The organism is Bradyrhizobium sp. LMTR 3 (assembly GCF_001693485.1).
In the GTDB taxonomy this organism is placed as follows: domain Bacteria; phylum Pseudomonadota; class Alphaproteobacteria; order Rhizobiales; family Xanthobacteraceae; genus Bradyrhizobium.
Genome location: NZ_MAXC01000004.1, coordinates 86,399 through 107,062, shown reverse-complemented (window position 1 = coordinate 107,062; position 20,664 = coordinate 86,399). Strand labels below are relative to the sequence as shown.

Here is a 20,664-nt window from a genome sequence, read left to right as displayed (position 1 = left end):
GGTGGATTCCGGGCTCGCGCCAGGTGGCGCGCCCCGGAATGACACGGGGAGAGAGCTGTCGCGCGTCGTTCTTCTACGTGATCGCCGTCCTCACCCCCGGCTCCAGAATCCGCAATCGCAGCCCAAAACCCAGCGTGTCGAAGGTGGCGCGCAGATCGTCCGCACTCTGGCGGAAATGCTTCCATCCCTCGGTATGCACGGGGACGATCACCGCGTCCGGAAACGCGCGCGCGGTTTCGATCGTATCGTTGGTGTCCATCGTGATGTGGAAGGGGCCGCGGGTTTGCGCCGCGCCCGCGAACGGCAGCACCACGCCGGCCTTGAACCGCTTCGCCACTTCGGCAACGCCGTCGTACCAGACGGTGTCGCCGCTGATGTAGATCGGACGGCTGCCCGGCTTGCTCGACGAAACCACGAAGCCGATCACGTCGCCCGCGAGTGGTTCGATTCCCGCCGGGCCGTGACGCGCCGGCGTCGCGGTGATGGTCAGCGAATGACCGTTCTTGCTGGTCAGTTCGGTCGATGCCCACGGCGCAAAGCCTTCGGCATGGCCGCCGAGCCGCTTTGCGCCAACCTCCGTCGTCAGCACGCGCTTGGCGGATTTGAGAAAATCGCGCCCCGAATGATCGAGATTATCCGAGTGCTGGTCATGGCTGAGCAGCACGGCATCGACCTCGCCGACATCGTGCGCGCTGACGGCGGGACCGACCAGCTTCTCCAGTTTCACGTGCGGCAGTTGATAGGCGCCGGGCTCGTCGAACGTCGGATCAGTCAGCAGCCGGAAGCCGTCGAGTTCAATGAGCGCCGTCGGGCCGCCGATCAGGGTGATGGAAATGGTCATGACTTCTCCTTCTATTAAGATTGATCGGTAGCCGCTGCGGGACGGGTCACCAGATAAATGCCGAGGGCTACGGGAACGATGCCGAGCAGGTCGCGCAATTCGACGTGTTCGCCGAGCACGAGGAAGGCGAACAGCATGCCGAGCGGTGGCATCAGGAAATGATAGGCGCTCGCGACCGTCGCGCCGCAGGCCTTCAAAAGGTGAAACCAGAGCAGGTAAGCCAGGATCGATCCGCCGAGCACGAGGAAAGCGAACGCGCCGGCGAGCCGCGCGCTCGGCACGATGTCGCCGACGCTGGAAAGCGTGAGCGCAAACGGCAGCAGCACGACGCCCGCAGCGAGATTCTGCACGCCATTGCCGACCCAGAGACTTCCTTTCGGCGCCAGCACCTTGAACAGGATGGTGCCGACGACGATCGAGGCCAACGACGCGAGAGTGAACAGGATGCCGTGAAAGCTATCTGTGCCGACCGACATGCGGTGCCAGACGATGAAGGCGACGCCGGAGATGCCGAGCAAAAGTCCCGCCACCTTGCGCCAGGTCAGCGCCTCGCCGAGAAACAACGCCGCAAGCACAGCAGTGAAAACCGGATTGGCGCTCACAATCAGGCCGCCGAGGCCGGCCGATACCGTCTGCAGCCCGGTATAACCGAGACCAAGATAGAGCGCGTTGTTGGCGACGCCGAGGATGGCGAAGATTCCGGCCTCGCGCCAGGTCAGCGAGGACCAAGCCTCGCCGCGCAGCGCCGTGATGCCGAGGATCAGGACTCCCGCGAGCGAAAATCGCGCTGTGAGCAGGATCAGCGGCGGGCAGTCGGTGACGCCGACCTTGCCGGCGACGAAGGCAAAGCTCCAGAGCAGACAGAACAGGCCGATATAGACCGGTAACAGATTGAAGCCGGCGCGGGGGACCGCGACCGAAGGGGCGAGCGACATGGATAGTCTCCTTCACCCCTGATCTAGGGCCGCGCCTTGATATTTGGAAATTAAATGATAGACTGGCGCTCAGTGGATTTGCAAATGGAGCATTCACATGCTCGATCTGGAGCTGCTGCGCAGTTTCGTGTCCGTCGTCGATGCCGGCGGCTTCACCCGGGCCGGCGAGCGCGTCCACCGCACGCAATCGACCGTCAGCCAGCAGATCAAGCGGCTGGAAGAGGATTTCGGCCAGCCGCTGTTGAACCGCAACGGCAAGGACGTGACGCCGACGGAGGCCGGCGAGCGGCTGCTTTCCTATGCGCGGCGGCTGTTGTCGCTCGCCGAGGAAGCCCGCGACGTGGTGGCACGGCCGGAAAGCGAAGGCGCGATCAAGCTCGGCATTCCCGAGGATTTCGCGGCCTATCGTCTCGCCAAGTTGCTGGCGACGTTTTCGCGGTCGCGGCCGGGCCTGCGGCTCGATGTGCGCGCCGACCAGAGCACCTATCTGCGGCGCGACATCGAACGCGGCGATCTCGATCTGGCGCTGCTCAAGCGCGACGCCGGCGAGAAAGGCGCGATCGCGGTGTGGCCGGAGAAAGTGCATTGGGTCACCAGCAAAACCCATCCGGTCGATATCGACGCTGGCTCGGTGCCGCTGATCGGCTTTCCCGCCGGCTGCCTCTATCGTTCGCGCGCGATCCATGCGCTGGAAAGCGCCGGGCGCTTCTGGCACATGGCCTATACTTCGTCCGGCCTCGCCGGCATCCAGGCCGCGGTCGCCGCAGGATTGGGATTGAGCATTCTCTCCGACATCGCGATCCAGGCCGGCCATCGCGTGCTCACGGCGAAGGACGGCTTTGCGCCGATCGACAAGACCGAACTGGCGCTGGTGGCCTCGCCCGACGCCAGCCCCGCAACGCTGCGGCTCGCCGACCGCCTCGCCGAGTTCTGCGACAGCGTGGATGCGAAGGCGGCGTAGATGTGGAGATTCGTAAGGTGGGCAAAGGCGCGCAGCGCCGTGCCCACCATCTATCAACGACACCACTCTTAAATGGTGGGCACGCTTCGCTTTGCCCACCCTACGATCCGACGGCGGTCTAGATTCTCAATAGCACCTTGACGCCGCTATCGCGTGCAGCCGGTTGTCGCCGAGCACATGAGCCATCAAGGCCGTCGTCGGGAAGATTTTCGCAAACGCCGGATCGCGGATGCTCAAGCCTCCGGTATAGGCGCCGAAGGCGGGCATCACGGCGCGCTCGCCGTCACTGGCAAAGCACCTCCGCTCCATCGATCGTCCCCGGGTGGCGACGCGCGCCTTGGGATGCAGATGGCCGGCGATTTCACCCGCCGCCCCCGTCGGCTCATGGCGGAACACGATCGGCCCGATCGCGACTTCGTTCGCCACCGTGCCGCCGAGGTCGCCCGGCAGGGCCGGATCGTGATTGCCCGAAATCCAGATCCAGTCGCGCCGCGCCTGCATCGCCGACAGCGCATCGCGATCCGGCGCCGACAGCCGCTGATGCGCGTTGCGATCGTGAAAACTGTCGCCGAGCGCAATCACCATGCGCGGGTCGTGCCGGGCAATGACGGCGGCGAGCCGGCTCAGCGTCGCCACGGTATCGTAAGGCGGCAGCAGCACGCCGCGCGCGGCAAAGCTGGAGCCTTTTTCCAGATGCAGGTCGGAGACGACGAGCAGGCGCTGCTCCTGCCAGAACAGCGCGCCGAAAAGATCGGCGCGGAACGTCACGTCAGCAACCATGACCTTCGAGGCGCGCATCTGTTGATCGTCTCCCGAAGACTGCGCCCCTGCCGTCACGTGCCTTCCCGCTTATCCCATCGCCTCTTTGACGAGTTCGTCGGCGGCCTCCGCCAGCAATTCGTCGCCTGCTTCGCCATAAACTGACTCGCGGCCGATTTCCAGCATCACGGGGACGGCGAGCGGCGAAACATGTTCGAGTTCCCGATGGCTGATTCGCCCGTGAATACGCGAGAGCATATCACCCAGACGCTTGAGATCGAGCAGGCCTGTTGCGGCATCGGCGCGCGCGGCGCGCAACAGCACGTGGTCGGCCTGGTGCTTGCGCAAGACGTCGTAGATCAGGTCGGTCGAGAACAGCACCTGGCGGCGGGATTTTTCCTCGCCGGTAAAGCGCCGCGCGATCAGGCCGGAGATGATGGCACAGGTGCGGAAGGTACGCTTCATCAATGCAGATTCGGCGAGCCACGCCTCGAGGTCGTCGCCCAGCATGTCCGGATCGAACAGCGCGTTGAGATCGAGCTTGCCGTGCCGGATCATGAACGACATATCGCCGAGGCCCCATACGGCCAGTGCATACTCGTTGGCGACGAAGCCGAGCGGCCGCACCCGCGCCCGCTCCATCCGCCGTGTCAAGAGCATGCCGAGCGTCTGGTGCGCCAGCCGGCCCTCGAAGGGATAGCAGACGAGGTAATGTTTGTTGCCGCGGGGAAAGGTTTCGATCAGCAGTTCTTGCACCGCCGGCACGCGGGAGAAATCCCTCTGCAGCGACAGCCAGTCACGCACCTGATCGGGCAAGGCATTCCACGCGCGCCGGTCGTCGAGCAATTTGCGCACTCGCTCGGCGAGATAGGTCGAAAGCGGAAACTTGCCGCCCATATAGGACGGCACTTTCGCGTCCTTGTCATTGGCGCGCGAGACATAGACCACGTCTTCGGCGAGCGCCTCGTAGCGGACGACTTCGCCGCCGAACACAAACGTGTCGCCGATGACGAGGCCTTCGATAAAGGCTTCCTCAATCTCGCCCAGCATCCGCCCGCCGCGGCCGAGCGCGCCGGTCGAGCCGGACCCGCCGCTACGCGAGCGCACCAGACGGACCTTCAGCATGGTCTCTTCGACGATGGTGCCGACGTTGAGGCGATAGCTCTGCCGCACTTTTGGATTTGCAACGCGCCAGCGACCCTGCTTGTCCTGCTTGATGCGCGCAAAACGCTCATAGGTCTTCAGCGCATAACCGCCGGTGGCGACGAAATCGACGGCATCGTCGAAATCGGTTCGCGTCAGCAAGGAATAAGGCGCCGACGTCAGCACTTCCTCATAGAGTTCGTCGGAAAAAAACGGCTCGCCGCAAGCGCAGCCGAGCACGTGCTGCGCCAGCACATCGAGCGCGCCAGTACGTAACGGTGGCGTATCCTGCGCATTCTCCGCAATGGCGTCGATCGCGACGCGGCACTCCAGCACCTCGAAGCGATTGGCGGGCACCAGCACGGCGCGCGAGGCCTCGTCGATGCGGTGATTGGCGCGGCCGATCCGCTGCATCAGCCGCGAGGAACCTTTCGGCGCGCCGACATTGATGACGAGATCGACATCGCCCCAGTCGACGCCGAGGTCGAGCGACGACGTGCAGACCACGCCGCGCAGCTTCCCGGCCGCCATCGCGTCCTCGACCTTGCGGCGCTGGGCGACGTCGAGTGAGCCGTGATGTAGCGCAATCGCGAGACCATCGTCGTTCATGCGCCAGAATTCCTGGAACAGCATTTCAGCCTGGCTGCGGGTGTTGACGAAGATCAGCGTGGTCTTGTTGCGCCGGATCAGATCATACATTTCGCCGAGCGCATGGCGCGCGGTATGGCCGGCCCAGGGCAACCGCTCCTTTGTGTCGAGCATCTCGACGACGGGCGCCGCCGCGCCACCGGCCACGACGATATCGGCTGACACGTCCTTGCCGTCGCGCTGCGGCATCAGAAACCGCGCCAGCGATTCCGGCTCGGCTACCGTCGCGGATAGCCCGATCGCGCGCATCTCCGGCGCCAGGCGCCACAACCGCGCCAGGCCGAGCGACAACAGATCGCCGCGTTTCGATGTGACCAGAGCGTGCAGTTCGTCGAGCACAATGCGCTTGAGGGAGGAGAACAAAAACGGCGCATCGTCGGACGACAGCAGCAGCGCCAATTGTTCCGGCGTGGTCAGCAGAACATCCGGCGGATAACGCCGCTGCCGTTGCCGCCGCGACACCGGCGTATCGCCGGTGCGGGTCTCGACCTTGATCGGCAGCCCCATCTCGGCAATCGGCGTTTCCAGATTGCGTGCGATGTCGACCGCGAGCGCCTTCAGCGGCGAGATATAGAGGGTGTGGAGACCGCCGGAGCGTTTCACGCCGCGGCCGGTGGAGATGATCTTGCCGCTTGCGATATGTGCTCCCTCCCCCCTTACGGGGGAGGGAGAAGCACGCACCGCCGATGCACTCAACTCCACCAACGTCGGCAGAAAGCCCGCCAGCGTCTTGCCGGCGCCGGTCGGCGCGATCAGCAGAGCAGAGCGGTCGTCGCGGGCCTTTGCCAGCAGCGCCAATTGATGCTCGCGCGGCGACCAACCGCGCGCGGCGAACCAGCGCCGGAAGCGGTCGGGCAGGAGCGCAGCCGTTTCAAGCGGCGTGAAGGGCAAGGGATCGGGCGACGGCACACCAGGAGAAGTAAGCCGTTGGAGCGGGTTCGTCGAGGGCCTCGGAAGTCACCTCGCCCCGCTCTTCGCGGGGAGAGGTCGGATCGCGAAGCGATCCGGGTGAGGGGCTCTCTCCGCAGGTACGTCGGTCGTCGTATTCGTGGAGAGAGCCCCTCACCCCTACCCTCTCCCCGCGAAGGGCGGGGAGAGGGGGAGGATTCAGCGGCGCTCGCGCCCTACTCCGTCACGGGCTTTTCCGAAATATCCCAGTCCTTGCCGTTGAAGATCGAGATGTAGAGTGTCTTCATCGGCGTGTAGTCCTCCGGCGTGTAGCTGTAGTTCACGCCGTCGAGGAAATAGGGCGAATGGAAGCCCGCCAGCGTCGTCGCCTGCTTGAGCACATTGGCGCGGGTGAGTTCATCGCCGCAGCGGCGCAGGATTTCCGCCATCGACGCGACCTGGCCGTAGCCGGCAAAGGCGATGGTGTTATCAGGGTCGATGTTGGGCAGATATTTCTTGCGCAATTCCTCGAACGCCATCACATCCGGGTCCTTCTCGAAGCGCGGCACGCCGACTTCCTTGGCGTAACGAATGGCGACGACGCCGCTGGCGTTCTCGAAGCCGGCGGCGCTGAGAATCGAACGGCCGGTCGATCCTGCCGACAACAGGTGCAGCGGCTTCCAGCCGAGTTCAGTCACTTTGCGGATCGACTGCGACGACGCCTTGCCGGTCGAGATATTGTAGAAGACGTCAGCGCCCGATTTAGAGAGATTGATGATCTGCGAATCGATCGTCGGCTCGGTCAGATCGTAGGTCTGCTCTATGATCACCTTGGCGGTGCCGCCGGCATCCGCCAGCACCTTCTTGAACGGACCGAGAAAATCGCGGCCGAAATCGTCGTTCTGGTAGAGGATGCCGATTTTCGCGTTCGGCTTCACGCTCACGACATGCCGGGCGAGAATGCGCGCTTCGGTCGGATAGAGCGGCAGGCCCGCCATGGTCCACTTGAAGTTCTTCGGGTCGTTCCATTTCGACGCGCCGGTATTGAGCAGCAATTGCGGCACGCCCTTCGAATTGAGATATTTGTGCACGGCAGTCTGCGGCGCGGTGCCGAGCGAGCCGTACAGCGCCAGCACCTCCTCCTGCTCGACCAGCCGCCGCGTCGCCTCGACGCATTTCGGCGCGCTGTAGGCGTCGTCCATGGAGAAGAATTTCACCTTGCGTCCGTTGATCCCGCCCTTCTCGTTCAGCATCTGGAAATAGGCTTCGCCGACGCGGCCGAGCACGCCATAGAGCGAGCCGGGACCGGAATGCGGCACGGTCTGCCCGATCTTGATCTCGGTATCGCTCGCACCCGGATCGTATTTTTTCTCGGCAGCCCAGACGAACGGCGCGGGCAGCGTTGATGCAAAAGCGGTAGCGAGTGCGGTAGCGCCGAATTCACGGCGGGTCTGTTTCTTGTTCATTGTTGTTTCTCCCTTATGGGAGCTTTGATCAGGCATTCCAGAGTGCCTGGCAATAGCTGACATGTCGCACGCAATCCCGCCATTCGCGGTGTGCGTAGCGCCTAGACTCAAGTTTCACCCTCTCCCCTTGTGGGCCCCTTGTGGGTGAGGGTGGATCGAATGAGCGCCAGCTCATTCGAGACGGGTGAGGGGTCTGCGTCCGCGGAAAGAACCCCTCATCCGGCGCGGATTGCATCCGCGCCACCTTCTCCCACAAGGGGAGAAGGGAAGAGCAGTCAAGTTTTCGCGGCGACGGCGACCAGACCAGGAACCGGCGCATGATCCTCGTTGCGGGCCGATAATTCTTCGAGGCGGGATAATTGCAGGCCGCACCCCTCGACTGCCGTACGCACGTAAGCCGCGGCGTGCGCGTAGCGGAGGCCCTGCCCGAGCCTGACACCCTCACCGTCATGGGTTTCCGTGGTGAAGGCGATGAGACCGCCCGGCACCAACACGCGCGCTGCTTCCGCCAGCACGGGAGCGATGTCGGCGACATAAACCATCGCGTCCGCGGCAAGGATCAGGTCGGCGCTGGCGTCCGGCCTCACGCGCAGGCCTTGCAGCATGTCCGCGACCTCCAGCTCCGCATATAGGCCGGTGGCGCGCGCCCGCTCGACCATGCGCGGCGACAGATCGACGCCGATGAAATGATCGACCTCCCTGGCAAACGCCGACGCCGCCAGCCCGGTGCCGCAGCCGAGGTCGATCGCGCGCTTGAAGAACGCCGGCTTGCGCGCGGCTGATCGCACCGCCAGCACCGCCTTGAACAACAGTGCCGGGCCGCGATAGCCGAGATCGTCCACCAGCGAGGATTCAAACCGCGGCGCATATTGATCGAACAGCGTTTGCACATAGGCTTGCGGCATGCCGGTCAACGGCTCGGCGCCGAGCCGCATCAATCGAAGCCCGGCGCCACGGCGGTCGCCGGGATCGCTGGCCTGGGCCTGGCGAAACGCCGAGATCGCCGCGTCATGCTCGCCCAGTTGCTCCCGGATATCGGCGAGCGTGAACCAGGCGGAGGTGAAATTCGGCGCCAGTTCGATCGCCTGCATCAGCAGATCGGCGGCGGCCGCAAGATCGCCCTTCAAATACAGGTCGCGCGCGAATTCGAACCGGCGGTCGGCCATCAGATCGCCGGAGGACAGAAACAGGCGGGCAGGCATTTTCGGAACCAAAATCAATCATTGCCGGGCTGGACCCAGCAATCCATCTTAAAAGTAGACTCTTCAAAAGATGGATGCGCGGGTCAAGCCCGCGCATGACAGGTAAAATTCGTCGTAAGGCCTCCTATATGACTTAGATGCGTCCGCACGACATCCTGTTGCCAGTTGCTGCCGGCCTGTGCTGCAAGCCGGGCGGCTTCCATATCGATCCCGTTCGCCCGGTCGAGCGCGCCGTGATTACCCATGGCCATTCCGACCACGCCCGGCCCGGCCATGGCGCCGTGCTCGCCACGCAGGAAACGCTCGACATGATGCGGCTGCGCTATGGCGACAATTTTGCTGCGACCACGCAGGCGATTCGCTATGGCGAGGAGGTCCGCCTCGGCGACGTCAAGATCAAGTTTCACCCGGCGGGCCACGTACTGGGCTCGGCGCAGATCGCCGTTTCCTGCAAGGACCTCTGCATCGTTGCATCCGGCGACTACAAGGACGCGATCGATCCGACCTGTACGCCATTCGAAGTCGTGCCCTGCGACGTCTTCATCACCGAGGCCACCTTCGGCCTGCCGGTGTTCCGCCATGGCGATGCGGCGGATGAAGTGAAAAAGCTGCTCGCGTCCGTCGCGCTCTTTCCGGAACGCGCGCATCTGGTCGGGGCCTATTCGCTCGGCAAAGCGCAGCGCGTGATCGCGCTGTTGCGCGAGCAAGGCTATGACGCCCCGGTCTATCTGCATGGCGCGATGGAAGGGATCACGCGCTACTATGAGAGCCGCGGCATAGCGCTCGGCGAGCTGCGGCTGGTGAAGGGCATGAAGAAGGCCGATCTCGCCGGCACCATCACGCTGGCGCCGCCGACGGCTACCTCCGACATTTGGACGCGGCGATTCCCCGATCCGGTCACGGCGTTTGCCTCGGGCTGGATGCGGGTGCGGGCGCGCGCCCGCCAGCGCGGCGTCGAACTGCCGCTGGTGATATCCGACCACGCCGACTGGGACGGGCTGACCGCCACCATCGCGGCCACCGGAGCCGGCGAGGTCTGGGTCACGCACGGCCAGGAAGACGCGCTGGTGCATTGGTGCAAGGCGCGCGGGCTTGCCGCGCGGCCGCTCGATCTGGTCGGCTACGGTGATGAGGAGGAAAACGAGGTGGTCGCGGCCGACGAGGCCGAGACATGAACCGCTTTGCCGAACTGCTTGACCGACTCGCCTACGAGCCCGGCCGCAACAACAAGCTGCGGCTGATCACGGCCTATTTCCGCGACACGCCCGATCCCGACCGCGGCTACGCGCTGGCGGCGCTGACCGGCGCGCTGTCGTTCAAACATGCGAAGCCGGGGCTCATTCGTGACCTGATCATGGATCGTACCGATCCGGTGTTGTTCGGACTGTCTTATGATTACGTCGGCGACTTATCCGAGACGGTCGCGCTGATGTGGCCGAAGGGCGCGGATGGTCACCGCGAGTCTTTGCTGGGCCACCCCTCTCCCCAGCCCTCCCCCGCAAGGGGGGAGGGAGCGCAGTTGAGTGCTGCGCTGTCACTGCGGGTTAGCTCAAAAGCCACGGCCACCGCTCTCTCCGTTCCCTCCCCCCTTGCGGGGCCCGAGGCGAGCGAAGCTCGCTCTCGAGGTCAGGGAGAGGGGTACCACACGGGTGGTACCAATAATGGCCTACGGCTCCTCAACAACCCGCCTCCCCCCACCCTCTCTGAAGTCGTCGTCACGCTTCGCACACTCGGCAAGACCGAGTTGCCGGCGCAGCTCGCGCGCTGGCTCGACGAGCTCGACGAGACCGGGCGCTGGGCGCTGCTAAAGCTCGTCACTGGCGCGATGCGGATCGGGATTTCGGCGCGGCTCGCCAAAACGGCAGCAGCCGCGCTTGGCGACAAGGATCCCCACGAGATCGAACTGATCTGGCCGGGGCTCGCCCCGCCCTATCTCGAATTGTTCGCCTGGCTGGAGGGACGTGGCGATAAGCCGGTCAACCGCGATCCGGCGCCGTTCCGCCCGGTGATGCTGGCGCATGCGATTGAGGATACGGATTTCGCCAGTCTCGATCCGGCCGATTTCATCGCGGAATGGAAATGGGACGGCATTCGCGTGCAGGCAGTAGGCGGTCGCGATGAGCGCGGGCACATGCAGGCGCGGCTCTACTCGCGCACCGGCGAGGACATCACCAACAGCTTTCCCGATCTCCTGCCGTCGCTGCATCTGCCCGGTGCGATCGACGGCGAACTGCTGGTGCTGCGCGATGGCCGCGTGCAGACCTTCAACGTACTGCAACAGCGGCTCAATCGAAAAGTCGTCTCGCCGAAATTGACCAAGGACTTCCCGATTCACCTGCGCGCCTACGACCTGCTCGGCGACGATGAGAATGACCTGCGCGAATTGCCGTTTGTCGAGCGCCGGGCGCATCTCGAAGTGTTCGTCCGGAAGCTGAACGATCCCCGCATCGATCTGTCGCCGACCATCGCCTTCGATAGCTGGCAGGCGCTGATAGCCGCGCGCGCCGACCCCGCCAGCGCCGGAGCCGGCGAGGATGCCGACGCCGTCGAGGGCGTGATGCTCAAGCGCCGCGACGCGCCCTATTTGCCGGGCCGGCCCAGAGGCCAGTGGTGGAAATGGAAGCGCGATCCGCACATCATCGACGCCGTGCTGATGTATGCGCAGCGCGGCCACGGTAAGCGCTCGTCCTATTATTCGGATTACACCTTCGGCGTCTGGACCTCGGGCGAAGATGGCGAGCAACTGGTGCCGGTCGGCAAGGCCTATTTCGGGTTCACGGATGAAGAGCTGTTGCAGATCGACCGTTTCGTCCGCCGCAACACGACCGAAAAGTTCGGCCCGGTCCGCCATGTCGTGCATGAGCCGGACCAGGGGCTGGTGCTGGAAGTGGCGTTCGAGGGGTTGGCGCGCTCGCCGCGGCACAAATCTGGCGTCGCGATGCGGTTTCCGCGCATCAACCGGCTGCGCTGGGGCAAGCCGCCGCGCGAGGCCGACCGGCTGGAAACGCTGGAACGGATGTTGAAGGACGTGACGGCAAATTAACATTCCGCAGGCGCATGGCGGCCATTGACTGACATGAACGGGTTCCCCATGTGCCCCGCCGTGCCTATAATGCGCACGACCCGCGAGGAGAAATCGATGCCCAACGACGTCAGAGACCTGCCGGCCAGCCATGACGGCCTGTATCGCTTTCTCGGCGGCTCGCCGCTGTCGGTGGCGTTTCGGCTGATCCTGTTGTCGATCCTGGTCGGCGTGGTGCTCGCCGCGATCGGGTTCGATCCCTGGAATATCCTGCACAGCATCCGCATGCTGTTTCAGCGGCTGTGGGATCTCGGCTTCGACGCCGTCAACTGGCTGTGGCGCTACTTCCTGCTCGGCGCTGTGATCGTGGTCCCGATCTGGCTGCTGTCGCGGCTGTTCGGCGCCCCGCGCGGGCGATAGTTACTCGTTGAGCGGTGGCAGCCGATGCAATTGCGATTTGTCGGCTGCGGCGATGCGCTCGGCTCTGGTGGCAGGTACAACACCTGCTTCCATGTCACGGGCGCCAACGTCAATTTCCTGATCGATTGCGGCGCGTCGTCGCTGCCGGCGCTGAAGCGGCTCGGCATTGCGCGCGACGAGATCGATCTGATCCTGATCACGCATTTCCACGGCGATCATTTTGGCGGCCTGCCGTTCCTGCTGCTGGACGCGCAGTTCACGCGACGTTCGCGCCCGCTCGTCATTGCCGGCCCGCATGGGATCGAGACGAAACTCGCCAGCCTGATGGAAGCGCTGTTCGAGCATTCATCGAAGACAAAGCAGCGTTTTGATCTCTCGGTTGTCGCGCTTGAACCGGAGCAAAGCCGCACATTCGGCGACGTCAAGGTCACGCCCTATCCGGTCGTTCATGGCGAATCCGGTGGGCCATTCCTGGCTTATCGCGTCGAGGCGGAGGGCCGCGTCATCGCCTACAGCGCCGACACCGAGTGGACCGAGACGCTGATCCCGGCGGGGCGCGACGCCGACCTGTTCGTCGCCGAGGCATATTACTTTGACAAGATCATCAAGAACCATCTGAGCCTGAAAACGCTCGCAGCGCATCTGCCCGAGATCAACCCGAAACGGCTGGTGCTGACGCATATGAGCGACGACATGCTCGGGCGGCTGGGCGAACTGCCCTATACTGCTGCCCATGACGGCATGGTTGTCGAGCTCTAGGCATGCATTCGCCCCTGGCTCCATCGAAAGTCACGACGGCACAGGTGTTTGCCATCGCGGGTCCGGCGATGGTTGCAAACCTGACCACGCCGCTGATCGGAATCGTCTCGACCACCGCGATCGGCCGGCTCGGCGACGCCACGCTGCTCGGCGGCGTGGCCTTGGCCTCGGTACTGTTCGACTGCATGTTCTGGCTGTTCGGATTCCTGCGCATGAGCACGGTCGCCTTTACGGCACAATCGCTCGGCGCCGGCGAGACGTCGGAACTGCGCGCCATCCTGGCCCGCGGGCTGATCGTCGCGGCACTGGTCGGCGCGGTGCTGATCGCTCTGCAGATACCGTTGGCAACTATTCTGCTGGGCGTGATGGGCGGCAGCGACAGCGTTACGCACGCGGCAAAGACGTACTTCGCGATCCGGATCTGGTCGGCGCCGCTGGCGCTCGGCAATTATGTGGTGCTGGGATGGCTGGTCGGACAGGCCCGGGCCAAGCTGGCGCTCGGCACGCAGATCACGATCAATCTCATCAACGTGGCGGCAACCGTCGTGCTGGTGCTGGCGCTCGACTTCGGAATTGCCGGCGCTGCAATCGCCGCGCTGATCGCGGAAGCCGCAGGCCTGACCCTCGGATTGCTGATCGCCCGCCGGCTTTCGAAAGGGCAACTCGCGGTTTCCCGTGCGATGCTGTTCGATCCCGCCAAGCTGATGCCGATGCTCTCGGTCAACCGCGACATCATGATCCGCACCGCGTCGCTGATCGCGGCGTTTTTGTTCTTCACCGCACAGGGCGCGCGTGCCGGCGACGTAACGCTCGCCGCCAATGCCGTGCTCAACAATTTTCTGCTGTTCGGCGCCTTTTTCCTCGATGGCCTCGCCAACGCCGCCGAGCAGCTCTGCGGCCGGGCCTATGGCGCGCGCGACAAGGCGGCCTTCGCAGGCGCCGTCAAGCTCGTCGTGATGTGGGGCTTTGGCTTCGCGCTCGCGGTCGCCGCCTGCTTCCTGCTGTTCGGGCCTGCGTTTGTCGACATGATGACGGCAAGCGCGGAGGTGCGGCGCATCGCGCGCGACTACTTGCCGTTCGTGATTTTTGCGCCGTTGCTCGGCGTGTTCGCCTTTGCCTTTGATGGCATCTACATCGGCGCCACCTGGGCGCGCGACATGCGCAATCTGATGGTGGCTTCGCTCGTGATCTTCCTCACCGCGTGGTTTGCGCTGCGCTCGTTTGGCAATGCCGGACTGTGGGGCGCGCTACTGGTCCATTACGCCGCGCGCGGTGGGCTAGAGGCGCTGCGGTATCCGGCACTGCTGAGGAAGTCGTTTGATTAGACTGTTCGTGTCCCGGACGCGGTGCGGCGCCATCAGCGCGTTCAGCCATCCGGGGCACGAGATCACCTCACCGGCCAGTCCTCGGCCGTGATCGTCGCTGCATCCGCACCGACGATCTCCGACAGCGAATCACGCCCCGTGCGCAGCAAGGTCGAGGCGAGATCGTTTTTGATGTCGTCGACGAGACCAAGTCCCTTGTAGACCAGCGACGAATAGATCTGGATCAGGCTGGCGCCGGCGCGGATTTTGGTCAGCGCCGCGCCGCCGGAATCGATGCCGCCGACGCCGATCAACGGAAACGCGCCCTCGGTGCGGACATAGGTCTCCGCCACCATGCGGGTCGACAGTCGAAACAGCGGTCGTCCGGACAGTCCGCCCTGCTCCTTCGCACGGGCCTGCTCGCGCAGGATCGAAGGGCGCGCCAGCGTGGTGTTGGCTACGATCATGCCGTCGACGCGGCGCGAGCGCGCGATGTGCACGACGTCGTCGAGTTCGGCGAGGCTGAGATCGGGCGCGATCTTCAGCAGCACCGGCGAATCTCCGGCATTCTTCCGCACCCGTTCACGCGCATCGATCACCTTGGCGAGCAGTTCGTCGAGCGCAGCCGCTTGCTGCAAATTGCGCAGGCCCGGCGTGTTCGGCGAGGAGACGTTGACGGTGAAATAGCTCGCGACCGGTGCAAAGGTCTCGATCAGCTTGACATAATCGGCCACACGGTCGGACGAATCCTTGTTCGCCCCGACATTGACGCCGATAATGCCGCCATGGTGGGCGCGCGCCGCCAGCCGGCGCAATGCGGCTTCGGCGCCGTCATTGTTGAAGCCCATGCGGTTGATCACGGCTTCATCCCGCTCGAGCCGAAACAGCCGCGGCCGCGGATTGCCGCCCTGCGGCTTCGGGGTCACCGTGCCGATCTCGACAAAGCCGAAACCGAGCCGCAACAGCGCGTCGGGCACTTCCGCGCTCTTGTCGAAGCCCGCGGCCATGCCGATCGGATTGGGAAAATTCAGGCCGAAGGCGCGTACCGCCAGTTTGTGGTCGTCGGCGCGCGGCTTGACCGACGGCAGTAGCCGCAGGCCCTGGATCGCCATGCGATGCGCGTCCTCCGGATCGAACCAGCGCAACAGCGGCAGCGAGAAGGCGTCGAAAGCGCGGATCACGGGAGTAGCTCCGGAATGTCGTGCGTGCCATCGGACCGCGCGCGCATGTCGAGAATGCCGGTCACCGCGCCGAGATCGAGTTCGCCGTAGAGATGCGGAAACAGTTCGTCGTTGCGCGAACGCTCCCAGCGCAACGCATCCCCCAGCGCGTCGGCGTCGACCGCGACCAGGAACAGTCCGGTCTGGCCGAAATAATGTTTGCGCGCGGTCTCGGCGACCTGGGACGCGGTCGAAAAATGAATGAAGCCGTCGCGCAGATCGTCGCTACTTCCCCGGTAGACGCCCCGCCGTTCGGCCTCGCGCCAAGCCGAGGCGGGAGTGATTTTATAGATCGTGGGCACGGCTTTCCGGACTTCCTGCTTGTCGTTGAGTCTCTTGGGATTTTCCCGGAAATGGCCGGGTTGGCGGCCGACCGTAAAGGCGGCTCGCGCCTAACTCAAGCGCTGCGGTCACAGACTTCGGCCGGAAGAATTGCGCGAACCAGCCAAATGAGGCAATAATTCCTAGATCGCTTCAGGGATTTTCGATGGCCAGACAGGCCAAGACGCAACGCATTTTGACCCACAGCCAGATCTGGACCGCGCTCGACCGGCTGGCGGAACGTGCCGGCATGTCACCCTCGGGTCTTGCCAAGCGCGCCGGCCTCGATCCCACCACGTTCAACAAATCCAAGCGGACAGCCGCCGACGGCCGCGAACGCTGGCCGTCAACGGAATCCGTTTCCAAAGCGCTGGCCGCGACCAATTCGTCGATCGAGACCTTCGTGCAATTGATCGGGGACGGCGCGCGCAGCCAGCAGTCGGTGCCGCTGCTCGCCCTGGCGCAAGCCGGCGGCGGCCATTTCGACGATTCCGGCTTTCCTGCCGGCAAGGGCTGGGGCGAGATGGCGCTGCCGTCGACCACGGACGAGCATGCCTACGCGCTGGAAATCTCGGGCGACGCGATGAAGCCGATCTATCGCGACGGCGATATCATCGTGGTGTCGCCGGGCACGCCGATCCGGCGCGGCGACCGCGTGGTGCTCAAGACGTCAGACGGCGAACTGATGGTCAAGGAATTGAAGCGCCGGACCACCAAGACCCTGGAACTGCAGTCGCTCAATCCAGCGCATGCCGATCGCACGCTTGAGGCCGAGGACGTCGCCTGGATCGCCAGGATCGTGTGGGCGAGTCAGTAGGGGCGGTGTCGTGCCGGACGTGCTGTCCGGGCGGTTGGATGATCGAGCTCCGCTCCGCTTCCCTTCTCCCCTTGTGGGAGAAGGTGCCTTGCCGAAGGCAAGGCGGATGAGGGGTTGCATCCGCGGAGACAGACCCCTCATCCGTCTCGCTGCCGCTGCGCGTCAGCGATCCACCTTCTCCCACAAGGGGAGAAGGGAAAACGCCCTACGTCGCGTAGTCAGGCTCTTTCCGATCCAACATTCGCTTCAGCGCATCGAAATGCCGCTGCGCAGGCGTCGGGCCCTTGTAGAGATGATCGTCCATGTAATCGCGCCGGGTCTTCTCGACGACCTGCTCCGGCAACTGCTTCAGCTTCTGGCCGGTCCACATCGCGTAGATCTGCACCTGCGCGGCACGCTCGACATAGTAGAGCTTGTCGTAGGCTTCGGCGATGGTGGCACCGACGGTGGAGATGCCGTGATTGGCCATGAACAGCACGGTCTTGTCGCCGATCACTTTTGCAAGCCGCGCGCCTTCGGCTGGGTCGAGCGCCGGACCGGTGTACTCGTCGTCATAGGCAATGGCGCCCGACAGTCCGACCTCGGTCTGGCCGATCTCCTTGATGCGGGGGTCTTCGAGCCGCGTCAGCGCGCTGGCGTGCGGCATATGGGTATGAAACACCGCCTTCGCCTGCGGCAGCGCCTTGTGGATCGGCGCATGGATGCAATAGCAGGACCGCTCCACCTCGCCTTCGCCGCTTTTAACCTCGCCGTCATCGATGCCGACTTCCATGAAGCAGGACGCGGCAACCTCGGACCAGTGCGTGCCGAACGGGATCTGGTAATAGCGGTCGCTCTTGCCTGGCACCACGAAGGTCAGATGGTTGAAGATGCCTTCGGAAAATCCCTGGACGAAGGCCAGCCGGTGCGCGGCCGCGAGATCGACCCGCGCCTGCCATTCCTCGGCGCTGTACTCGCTGAGCGACTTCGGCGAAACCCTGAACTGCATGAGCTTTCTCCCTAATGCGCTTGTTTGCTGGCCCCTCGGCGGAGGCTTTGACGGCTGTTATGTACAGTAGTGTAGCGCAATCCGGCGCCGCCATGGCTGAAATTGCAGCGGACCTGCCATCCCGGTTTGCGGGACCGCGGCAGCAGCCAAGCCCTCCGGTGTCGTCCCGGCCTTGAGCAGGGACGACCGAGACAGCTACGCACTCCTTGCGAGCGCGCCGTCGATCATATTCACCGCATTCCCAATGCCGTACACCGCGACGAACGAGCCGAACCGCGGGCCCTTCTCCTGGCCGAGCAGCACCTGATAGAGCATGTTGAACCAGTCGAGGGAGACACCGGGCCGGCCGTCCTTGCCCTTTTTCACCTGATCGAGGAACGGTTCGCGGCGGCCGATCTCATAGACCACGTTCTGGATGTCCTCGGCGCTCGACCCCGCCGGCAATTGCGACAGCGCGTCGCGCAGATCCTGCAGCGCGGCGCGCTCGCTGTCGGTCGGCTCGCGGAACTTCTTGGTCGGCGCCACGAAGTCGCGATAGTAGTTGATGGCGTAGCCAACCATCGCGTCCAGCTTCGGGTGCGTCTGCGGCGTGACGCCCGGACGATAGCGGCCGATAAAACCCCACAGCGTTTCGGCGTTCTCCGCATTCGACGACGACACCAAGGTCAGCAGAAGCTGGAAGGTGACAGGCATATCCGCCTTCGGCGGCTTGCCGGAATGGATGTGCCAGACCGGATTGACGAGCTGCTGCTTGGCATCCTGCCGCGTGAAGCCGTCGAGGAATTGCTGGTAGTCGTCGACGTTGCGCGGGATCACGTCGAAATAGAGCCGCTTCGCCGCCTTCGGCTCGCGGTACATGAACAGCGACAGCGATTCCGGCGAGGCGTAACGCAGCCATTCGTCGATGGTGAGCCCGTTGCCCTTCGACTTCGAAATCTTCTGGCCCTTTTCGTCGAGGAACAGCTCGTAATTGAAGCCCTCCGGCGGCGTGCCGCCGAGCGCCGAGCAGATCTTGCCCGACAACTTCACGGAGTCTATCAGGTCCTTGCCGGCCATTTCGTAGTCGACGCCAAGGGCGAACCAGCGCATCGCCCAGTCCGGCTTCCATTGCAGCTTGCAATGCCCGCCGGTGACGGGGACCGTGACGCGCTCGCCTGCAATCGTTCCAGGATCAATGTAGGAAACCGTGCCGTTCTTAACGTCGTGGTCCACAATCGGAACCTGCAGAACCACACCGGTACGCGGGCAGATCGGGAGGAACGGCGAGTAGCTCGCGGCGCGCTCCTCGCGAAGCGACGGCAACATGATCTTCATGACGGCGTCGAGACGCTCCAGCATCCGCAACAGCGTCTCATCGAACTTGCCAGACTTATAATAGTTGGTCGAGCTCGCGAACTCATAGTCAAAGCCGAAAGTATCGAGAAACTTGCGCAGCCGCGCATTGTTGTGCGCGCCGAAGCTCGGATATTCACCAAAGGGATCGGGCACCTGAGTCAAAGGCTTGCCTAGATGCTCTTCCAGCAGCTCCTTTTTCGGCACATTGTCCGGCACCTTGCGCAGGCCGTCCATGTCGTCGGAGAACGCGAGCAGCCGGGTCTTGATCTTGTCCTCGGTCAGCACGCGAAAGGCGTGGCGGACCATGGTGGTGCGCGCGACCTCGCCGAAGGTGCCGATATGCGGCAGGCCCGAGGGACCGTAGCCGGTCTCGAACAGTACCTCGTCCTTCGGGTTCTTCTTCAGCCGCGCGACAATGGCCTTGGCCTGCTCGAACGGCCAGGCGTTGGATTGTTCGGCGAGCGCGCGCAAATCGCTCGGGCTGGCGGCAAGGTCGATGACGGACATTTAAAGGTTCTCTCCAGAGGCCGCGGAAACTAGCGCCTCCGCGGCAAAATGCAAAATGACGGCAAAGCCGTCATTCCGGGATGGTGCGTAAGCACCAGACCCGGAATCTCGAGATTCCGGGTTCGCTTCGCGCCCCGGAATGACTACGCGTCAAAACGGACTGATCGAAAAATACCGCAGCCACAGATCGGTGAAGCGGCCTTTTTCCCAGATCCGGAACAGCGCCCAGTTCAGCGACGTCCGCAGCAGATCATTGCCCTTGCGCACCGCAATCCCGATGCCTTCGCCGAAATAGCGGCTCTCGACGAAGGGCCCGCCGGAAAAGGCGCAGCATTCGGCGGAATCGGTGCCGTTGATCCAGAACGCCAGCGAGATCGCATCGCCGAAGATGAAGTCGACCTCGCTCCGCCTGAGCGCCAGCCGCAACGCATCGTCGTTCGGGTAGGACTTGATCTCGGCGTCGGTGAACATCGCCTTCAGATAGGCTTCGTGCGAAGTACCGGCGATGACGCCGACCTTCTTGCCTTCGAGGTATTCCGGACGGATCTCCGGCATCACGGCATCGCGCCGCGACACGAAGCGCGCCGGCGCGCGGTAATAGGGATCGGTGAAGTCGAGCCTTGCGCGCAGGGCCGGCGTCACAGCCATGGAAGCGATAATGGCGTCGCCGCGGTTGCTGGTGATGGCATCGACCAGCGTCTCGAACCGGCGCATCTGGATGGTACAGGAAATCTTGATCTCGTCGCACAGCGCGCGCGCCAGATCGACGTTGAAGCCGGCGGGATTGCCGTCGGGACCGGTAAAGTTGAACGGCGGGTAATCGGTCTCGGTCAGGAACCGGATCACCGTGAGGCGCGACATGTCGGGCCGGTCCGGGCGCCGCCGCGGGTCCCAGAAGCCGGGCACCGCCTGCGGGGCCGCCTCGACGGCGGTGCGGGGTTGGGTTTGCGCCTGCGCCGCATTGCCGCCGAGAACCGTCAATGCTGACGCGATCGACAACCCGACCAGCCACGCGCTGACGGTTCGATGCAGTCTTGCATTGGTTAACTGGACGTTAAGATATGGCATCTTCGGCAATGGCTTTGCGGAATTTCACGGCCTTATAGACCATCCGGCCCGCGAAGCGAG

18 protein-coding genes are annotated in these 20,664 nt (G+C 64.1%); 7 read left to right on the top strand and 11 right to left on the bottom strand.

Going from position 1 to position 20,664, the window contains the following annotated elements:
- Positions 1 to 73: 73 nt before the first annotated feature.
- Positions 74 to 841: an MBL fold metallo-hydrolase gene (locus tag LMTR3_RS04745; protein ID WP_065743930.1), complete on the bottom strand. Its 768-nt coding sequence runs from the start codon at positions 839 to 841 to the stop codon at positions 74 to 76.
- Positions 842 to 855: 14 nt separating this feature from the next.
- The gene (locus LMTR3_RS04740; protein WP_065743929.1) at positions 856 to 1,776 is read right to left on the bottom strand and encodes a DMT family transporter; all 921 of its coding nucleotides are present in this window, start codon (positions 1,774 to 1,776) and stop codon (positions 856 to 858) included.
- A 97-nt stretch (positions 1,777 to 1,873) separates the two neighbouring features.
- Here LMTR3_RS04740 and LMTR3_RS04735 point away from each other — a divergent pair, with 97 nt between their 5' ends.
- Positions 1,874 to 2,737, top strand: coding sequence for a LysR family transcriptional regulator (locus LMTR3_RS04735; RefSeq protein ID WP_065743928.1), 864 nt, complete (start codon positions 1,874 to 1,876; stop codon positions 2,735 to 2,737).
- A 126-nt stretch (positions 2,738 to 2,863) separates the two neighbouring features.
- Here the strand turns inward: LMTR3_RS04735 and pdeM are convergent, their stop codons facing one another.
- The 4 genes from pdeM to LMTR3_RS04715 form a co-directional block, all read right to left on the bottom strand.
- On the bottom strand, positions 2,864 to 3,535 hold the full coding sequence (gene pdeM / locus LMTR3_RS04730; RefSeq protein ID WP_065743927.1) for a ligase-associated DNA damage response endonuclease PdeM: 672 nt from the start codon (positions 3,533 to 3,535) through the stop codon (positions 2,864 to 2,866).
- Between the two features lie 51 nt (positions 3,536 to 3,586).
- Complete coding sequence (locus LMTR3_RS04725; protein ID WP_245319758.1) at positions 3,587 to 6,196, bottom strand: ligase-associated DNA damage response DEXH box helicase; 2,610 nt, start codon at positions 6,194 to 6,196, stop codon at positions 3,587 to 3,589.
- Between the two features lie 215 nt (positions 6,197 to 6,411).
- Complete coding sequence (locus LMTR3_RS04720; protein ID WP_065743926.1) at positions 6,412 to 7,641, bottom strand: ABC transporter substrate-binding protein; 1,230 nt, start codon at positions 7,639 to 7,641, stop codon at positions 6,412 to 6,414.
- A 275-nt stretch (positions 7,642 to 7,916) separates the two neighbouring features.
- Positions 7,917 to 8,843, bottom strand: a complete 927-nt coding sequence (locus tag LMTR3_RS04715) for a class I SAM-dependent DNA methyltransferase (protein WP_065743925.1) — start codon at positions 8,841 to 8,843, stop codon at positions 7,917 to 7,919.
- Positions 8,844 to 8,980: 137 nt separating this feature from the next.
- Between LMTR3_RS04715 and LMTR3_RS04710 the strand changes: the two genes are divergently transcribed.
- The 5 genes from LMTR3_RS04710 to LMTR3_RS04690 all read left to right on the top strand — a co-directional run bounded on the left by LMTR3_RS04710 (position 8,981) and on the right by LMTR3_RS04690 (position 14,369).
- Positions 8,981 to 10,018, top strand: coding sequence for a ligase-associated DNA damage response exonuclease (locus tag LMTR3_RS04710; protein WP_065743924.1), 1,038 nt, complete (start codon positions 8,981 to 8,983; stop codon positions 10,016 to 10,018).
- Positions 10,015 to 11,886, top strand: a complete 1,872-nt coding sequence (locus tag LMTR3_RS04705) for a cisplatin damage response ATP-dependent DNA ligase (RefSeq protein WP_065743923.1) — start codon at positions 10,015 to 10,017, stop codon at positions 11,884 to 11,886. The genes LMTR3_RS04710 and LMTR3_RS04705 overlap by 4 nt, the downstream gene beginning before the upstream one ends.
- 96 nt (positions 11,887 to 11,982) lie before the next feature.
- Positions 11,983 to 12,285 (top strand): DUF6460 domain-containing protein, encoded by a 303-nt coding sequence (locus tag LMTR3_RS04700; protein WP_057846243.1) that lies wholly within the window; start codon positions 11,983 to 11,985, stop codon positions 12,283 to 12,285.
- A gap of 24 nt (positions 12,286 to 12,309) precedes the next feature.
- Positions 12,310 to 13,044: an MBL fold metallo-hydrolase gene (locus LMTR3_RS04695; protein WP_065743922.1), complete on the top strand. Its 735-nt coding sequence runs from the start codon at positions 12,310 to 12,312 to the stop codon at positions 13,042 to 13,044.
- 2 nt (positions 13,045 to 13,046) lie between these two features.
- Positions 13,047 to 14,369: an MATE family efflux transporter gene (locus tag LMTR3_RS04690; RefSeq protein WP_065743921.1), complete on the top strand. Its 1,323-nt coding sequence runs from the start codon at positions 13,047 to 13,049 to the stop codon at positions 14,367 to 14,369.
- 62 nt (positions 14,370 to 14,431) lie between these two features.
- Here the strand turns inward: LMTR3_RS04690 and LMTR3_RS04685 are convergent, their stop codons facing one another.
- Together LMTR3_RS04685 and LMTR3_RS04680 are read right to left on the bottom strand one after the other, a co-directional pair.
- A complete protein-coding gene (locus LMTR3_RS04685; RefSeq protein WP_065743920.1) occupies positions 14,432 to 15,529 on the bottom strand; it encodes a quinone-dependent dihydroorotate dehydrogenase in 1,098 nt (365 codons plus the stop codon).
- Entirely contained in the window at positions 15,526 to 15,870 is a 345-nt protein-coding gene (locus LMTR3_RS04680; protein WP_065743919.1) for a DUF952 domain-containing protein, read from the bottom strand. The genes LMTR3_RS04685 and LMTR3_RS04680 overlap by 4 nt, the downstream gene beginning before the upstream one ends.
- Before the next feature lie 185 nt (positions 15,871 to 16,055).
- Here LMTR3_RS04680 and LMTR3_RS04675 point away from each other — a divergent pair, with 185 nt between their 5' ends.
- Positions 16,056 to 16,706, top strand: coding sequence for a S24 family peptidase (locus LMTR3_RS04675; RefSeq protein WP_210184675.1), 651 nt, complete (start codon positions 16,056 to 16,058; stop codon positions 16,704 to 16,706).
- Between the two features lie 205 nt (positions 16,707 to 16,911).
- Here the strand turns inward: LMTR3_RS04675 and LMTR3_RS04670 are convergent, their stop codons facing one another.
- The 3 genes from LMTR3_RS04670 to LMTR3_RS04660 form a co-directional block, all read right to left on the bottom strand.
- On the bottom strand, positions 16,912 to 17,694 hold the full coding sequence (locus tag LMTR3_RS04670; RefSeq protein WP_065743918.1) for a class II aldolase/adducin family protein: 783 nt from the start codon (positions 17,692 to 17,694) through the stop codon (positions 16,912 to 16,914).
- Positions 17,695 to 17,889: 195 nt separating this feature from the next.
- Positions 17,890 to 19,536 carry a lysine--tRNA ligase gene (locus tag LMTR3_RS04665; RefSeq protein WP_065743917.1) on the bottom strand — a complete coding sequence of 549 codons (1,647 nt, stop codon included), beginning with the start codon at positions 19,534 to 19,536 and terminating at the stop codon, positions 17,890 to 17,892.
- A 150-nt stretch (positions 19,537 to 19,686) separates the two neighbouring features.
- Positions 19,687 to 20,604 (bottom strand): transporter substrate-binding domain-containing protein, encoded by a 918-nt coding sequence (locus tag LMTR3_RS04660; RefSeq protein WP_065744042.1) that lies wholly within the window; start codon positions 20,602 to 20,604, stop codon positions 19,687 to 19,689.
- Positions 20,605 to 20,664: the final 60 nt, after the last annotated feature.

Bases quoted from the DNA above. Each gene is read 5' to 3' on its own strand.
- LMTR3_RS04660 (WP_065744042.1), bottom strand. From the start codon at position 20,604: ATGCCATATCTTAACGTCCAGTTAACCAATGCAAGACTGCATCGAACC.
- LMTR3_RS04715 (WP_065743925.1), bottom strand. From the start codon at position 8,843: ATGCCTGCCCGCCTGTTTCTGTCCTCCGGCGATCTGATGGCCGACCGC.
- LMTR3_RS04710 (WP_065743924.1), top strand. From the start codon at position 8,981: ATGCGTCCGCACGACATCCTGTTGCCAGTTGCTGCCGGCCTGTGCTGC.
- LMTR3_RS04675 (WP_210184675.1), top strand. From the start codon at position 16,056: ATGGCCAGACAGGCCAAGACGCAACGCATTTTGACCCACAGCCAGATC.
- LMTR3_RS04735 (WP_065743928.1), top strand. From the start codon at position 1,874: ATGCTCGATCTGGAGCTGCTGCGCAGTTTCGTGTCCGTCGTCGATGCC.
- LMTR3_RS04690 (WP_065743921.1), top strand. From the start codon at position 13,047: ATGCATTCGCCCCTGGCTCCATCGAAAGTCACGACGGCACAGGTGTTT.
- pdeM (WP_065743927.1), bottom strand. From the start codon at position 3,535: ATGCGCGCCTCGAAGGTCATGGTTGCTGACGTGACGTTCCGCGCCGAT.
- LMTR3_RS04700 (WP_057846243.1), top strand. From the start codon at position 11,983: ATGCCCAACGACGTCAGAGACCTGCCGGCCAGCCATGACGGCCTGTAT.
- LMTR3_RS04745 (WP_065743930.1), bottom strand. From the start codon at position 841: ATGACCATTTCCATCACCCTGATCGGCGGCCCGACGGCGCTCATTGAA.
- LMTR3_RS04670 (WP_065743918.1), bottom strand. From the start codon at position 17,694: ATGCAGTTCAGGGTTTCGCCGAAGTCGCTCAGCGAGTACAGCGCCGAG.
- LMTR3_RS04695 (WP_065743922.1), top strand. From the start codon at position 12,310: ATGCAATTGCGATTTGTCGGCTGCGGCGATGCGCTCGGCTCTGGTGGC.
- LMTR3_RS04705 (WP_065743923.1), top strand. From the start codon at position 10,015: ATGAACCGCTTTGCCGAACTGCTTGACCGACTCGCCTACGAGCCCGGC.
- LMTR3_RS04665 (WP_065743917.1), bottom strand. From the start codon at position 19,536: ATGTCCGTCATCGACCTTGCCGCCAGCCCGAGCGATTTGCGCGCGCTC.
- LMTR3_RS04740 (WP_065743929.1), bottom strand. From the start codon at position 1,776: ATGTCGCTCGCCCCTTCGGTCGCGGTCCCCCGCGCCGGCTTCAATCTG.
- LMTR3_RS04720 (WP_065743926.1), bottom strand. From the start codon at position 7,641: ATGAACAAGAAACAGACCCGCCGTGAATTCGGCGCTACCGCACTCGCT.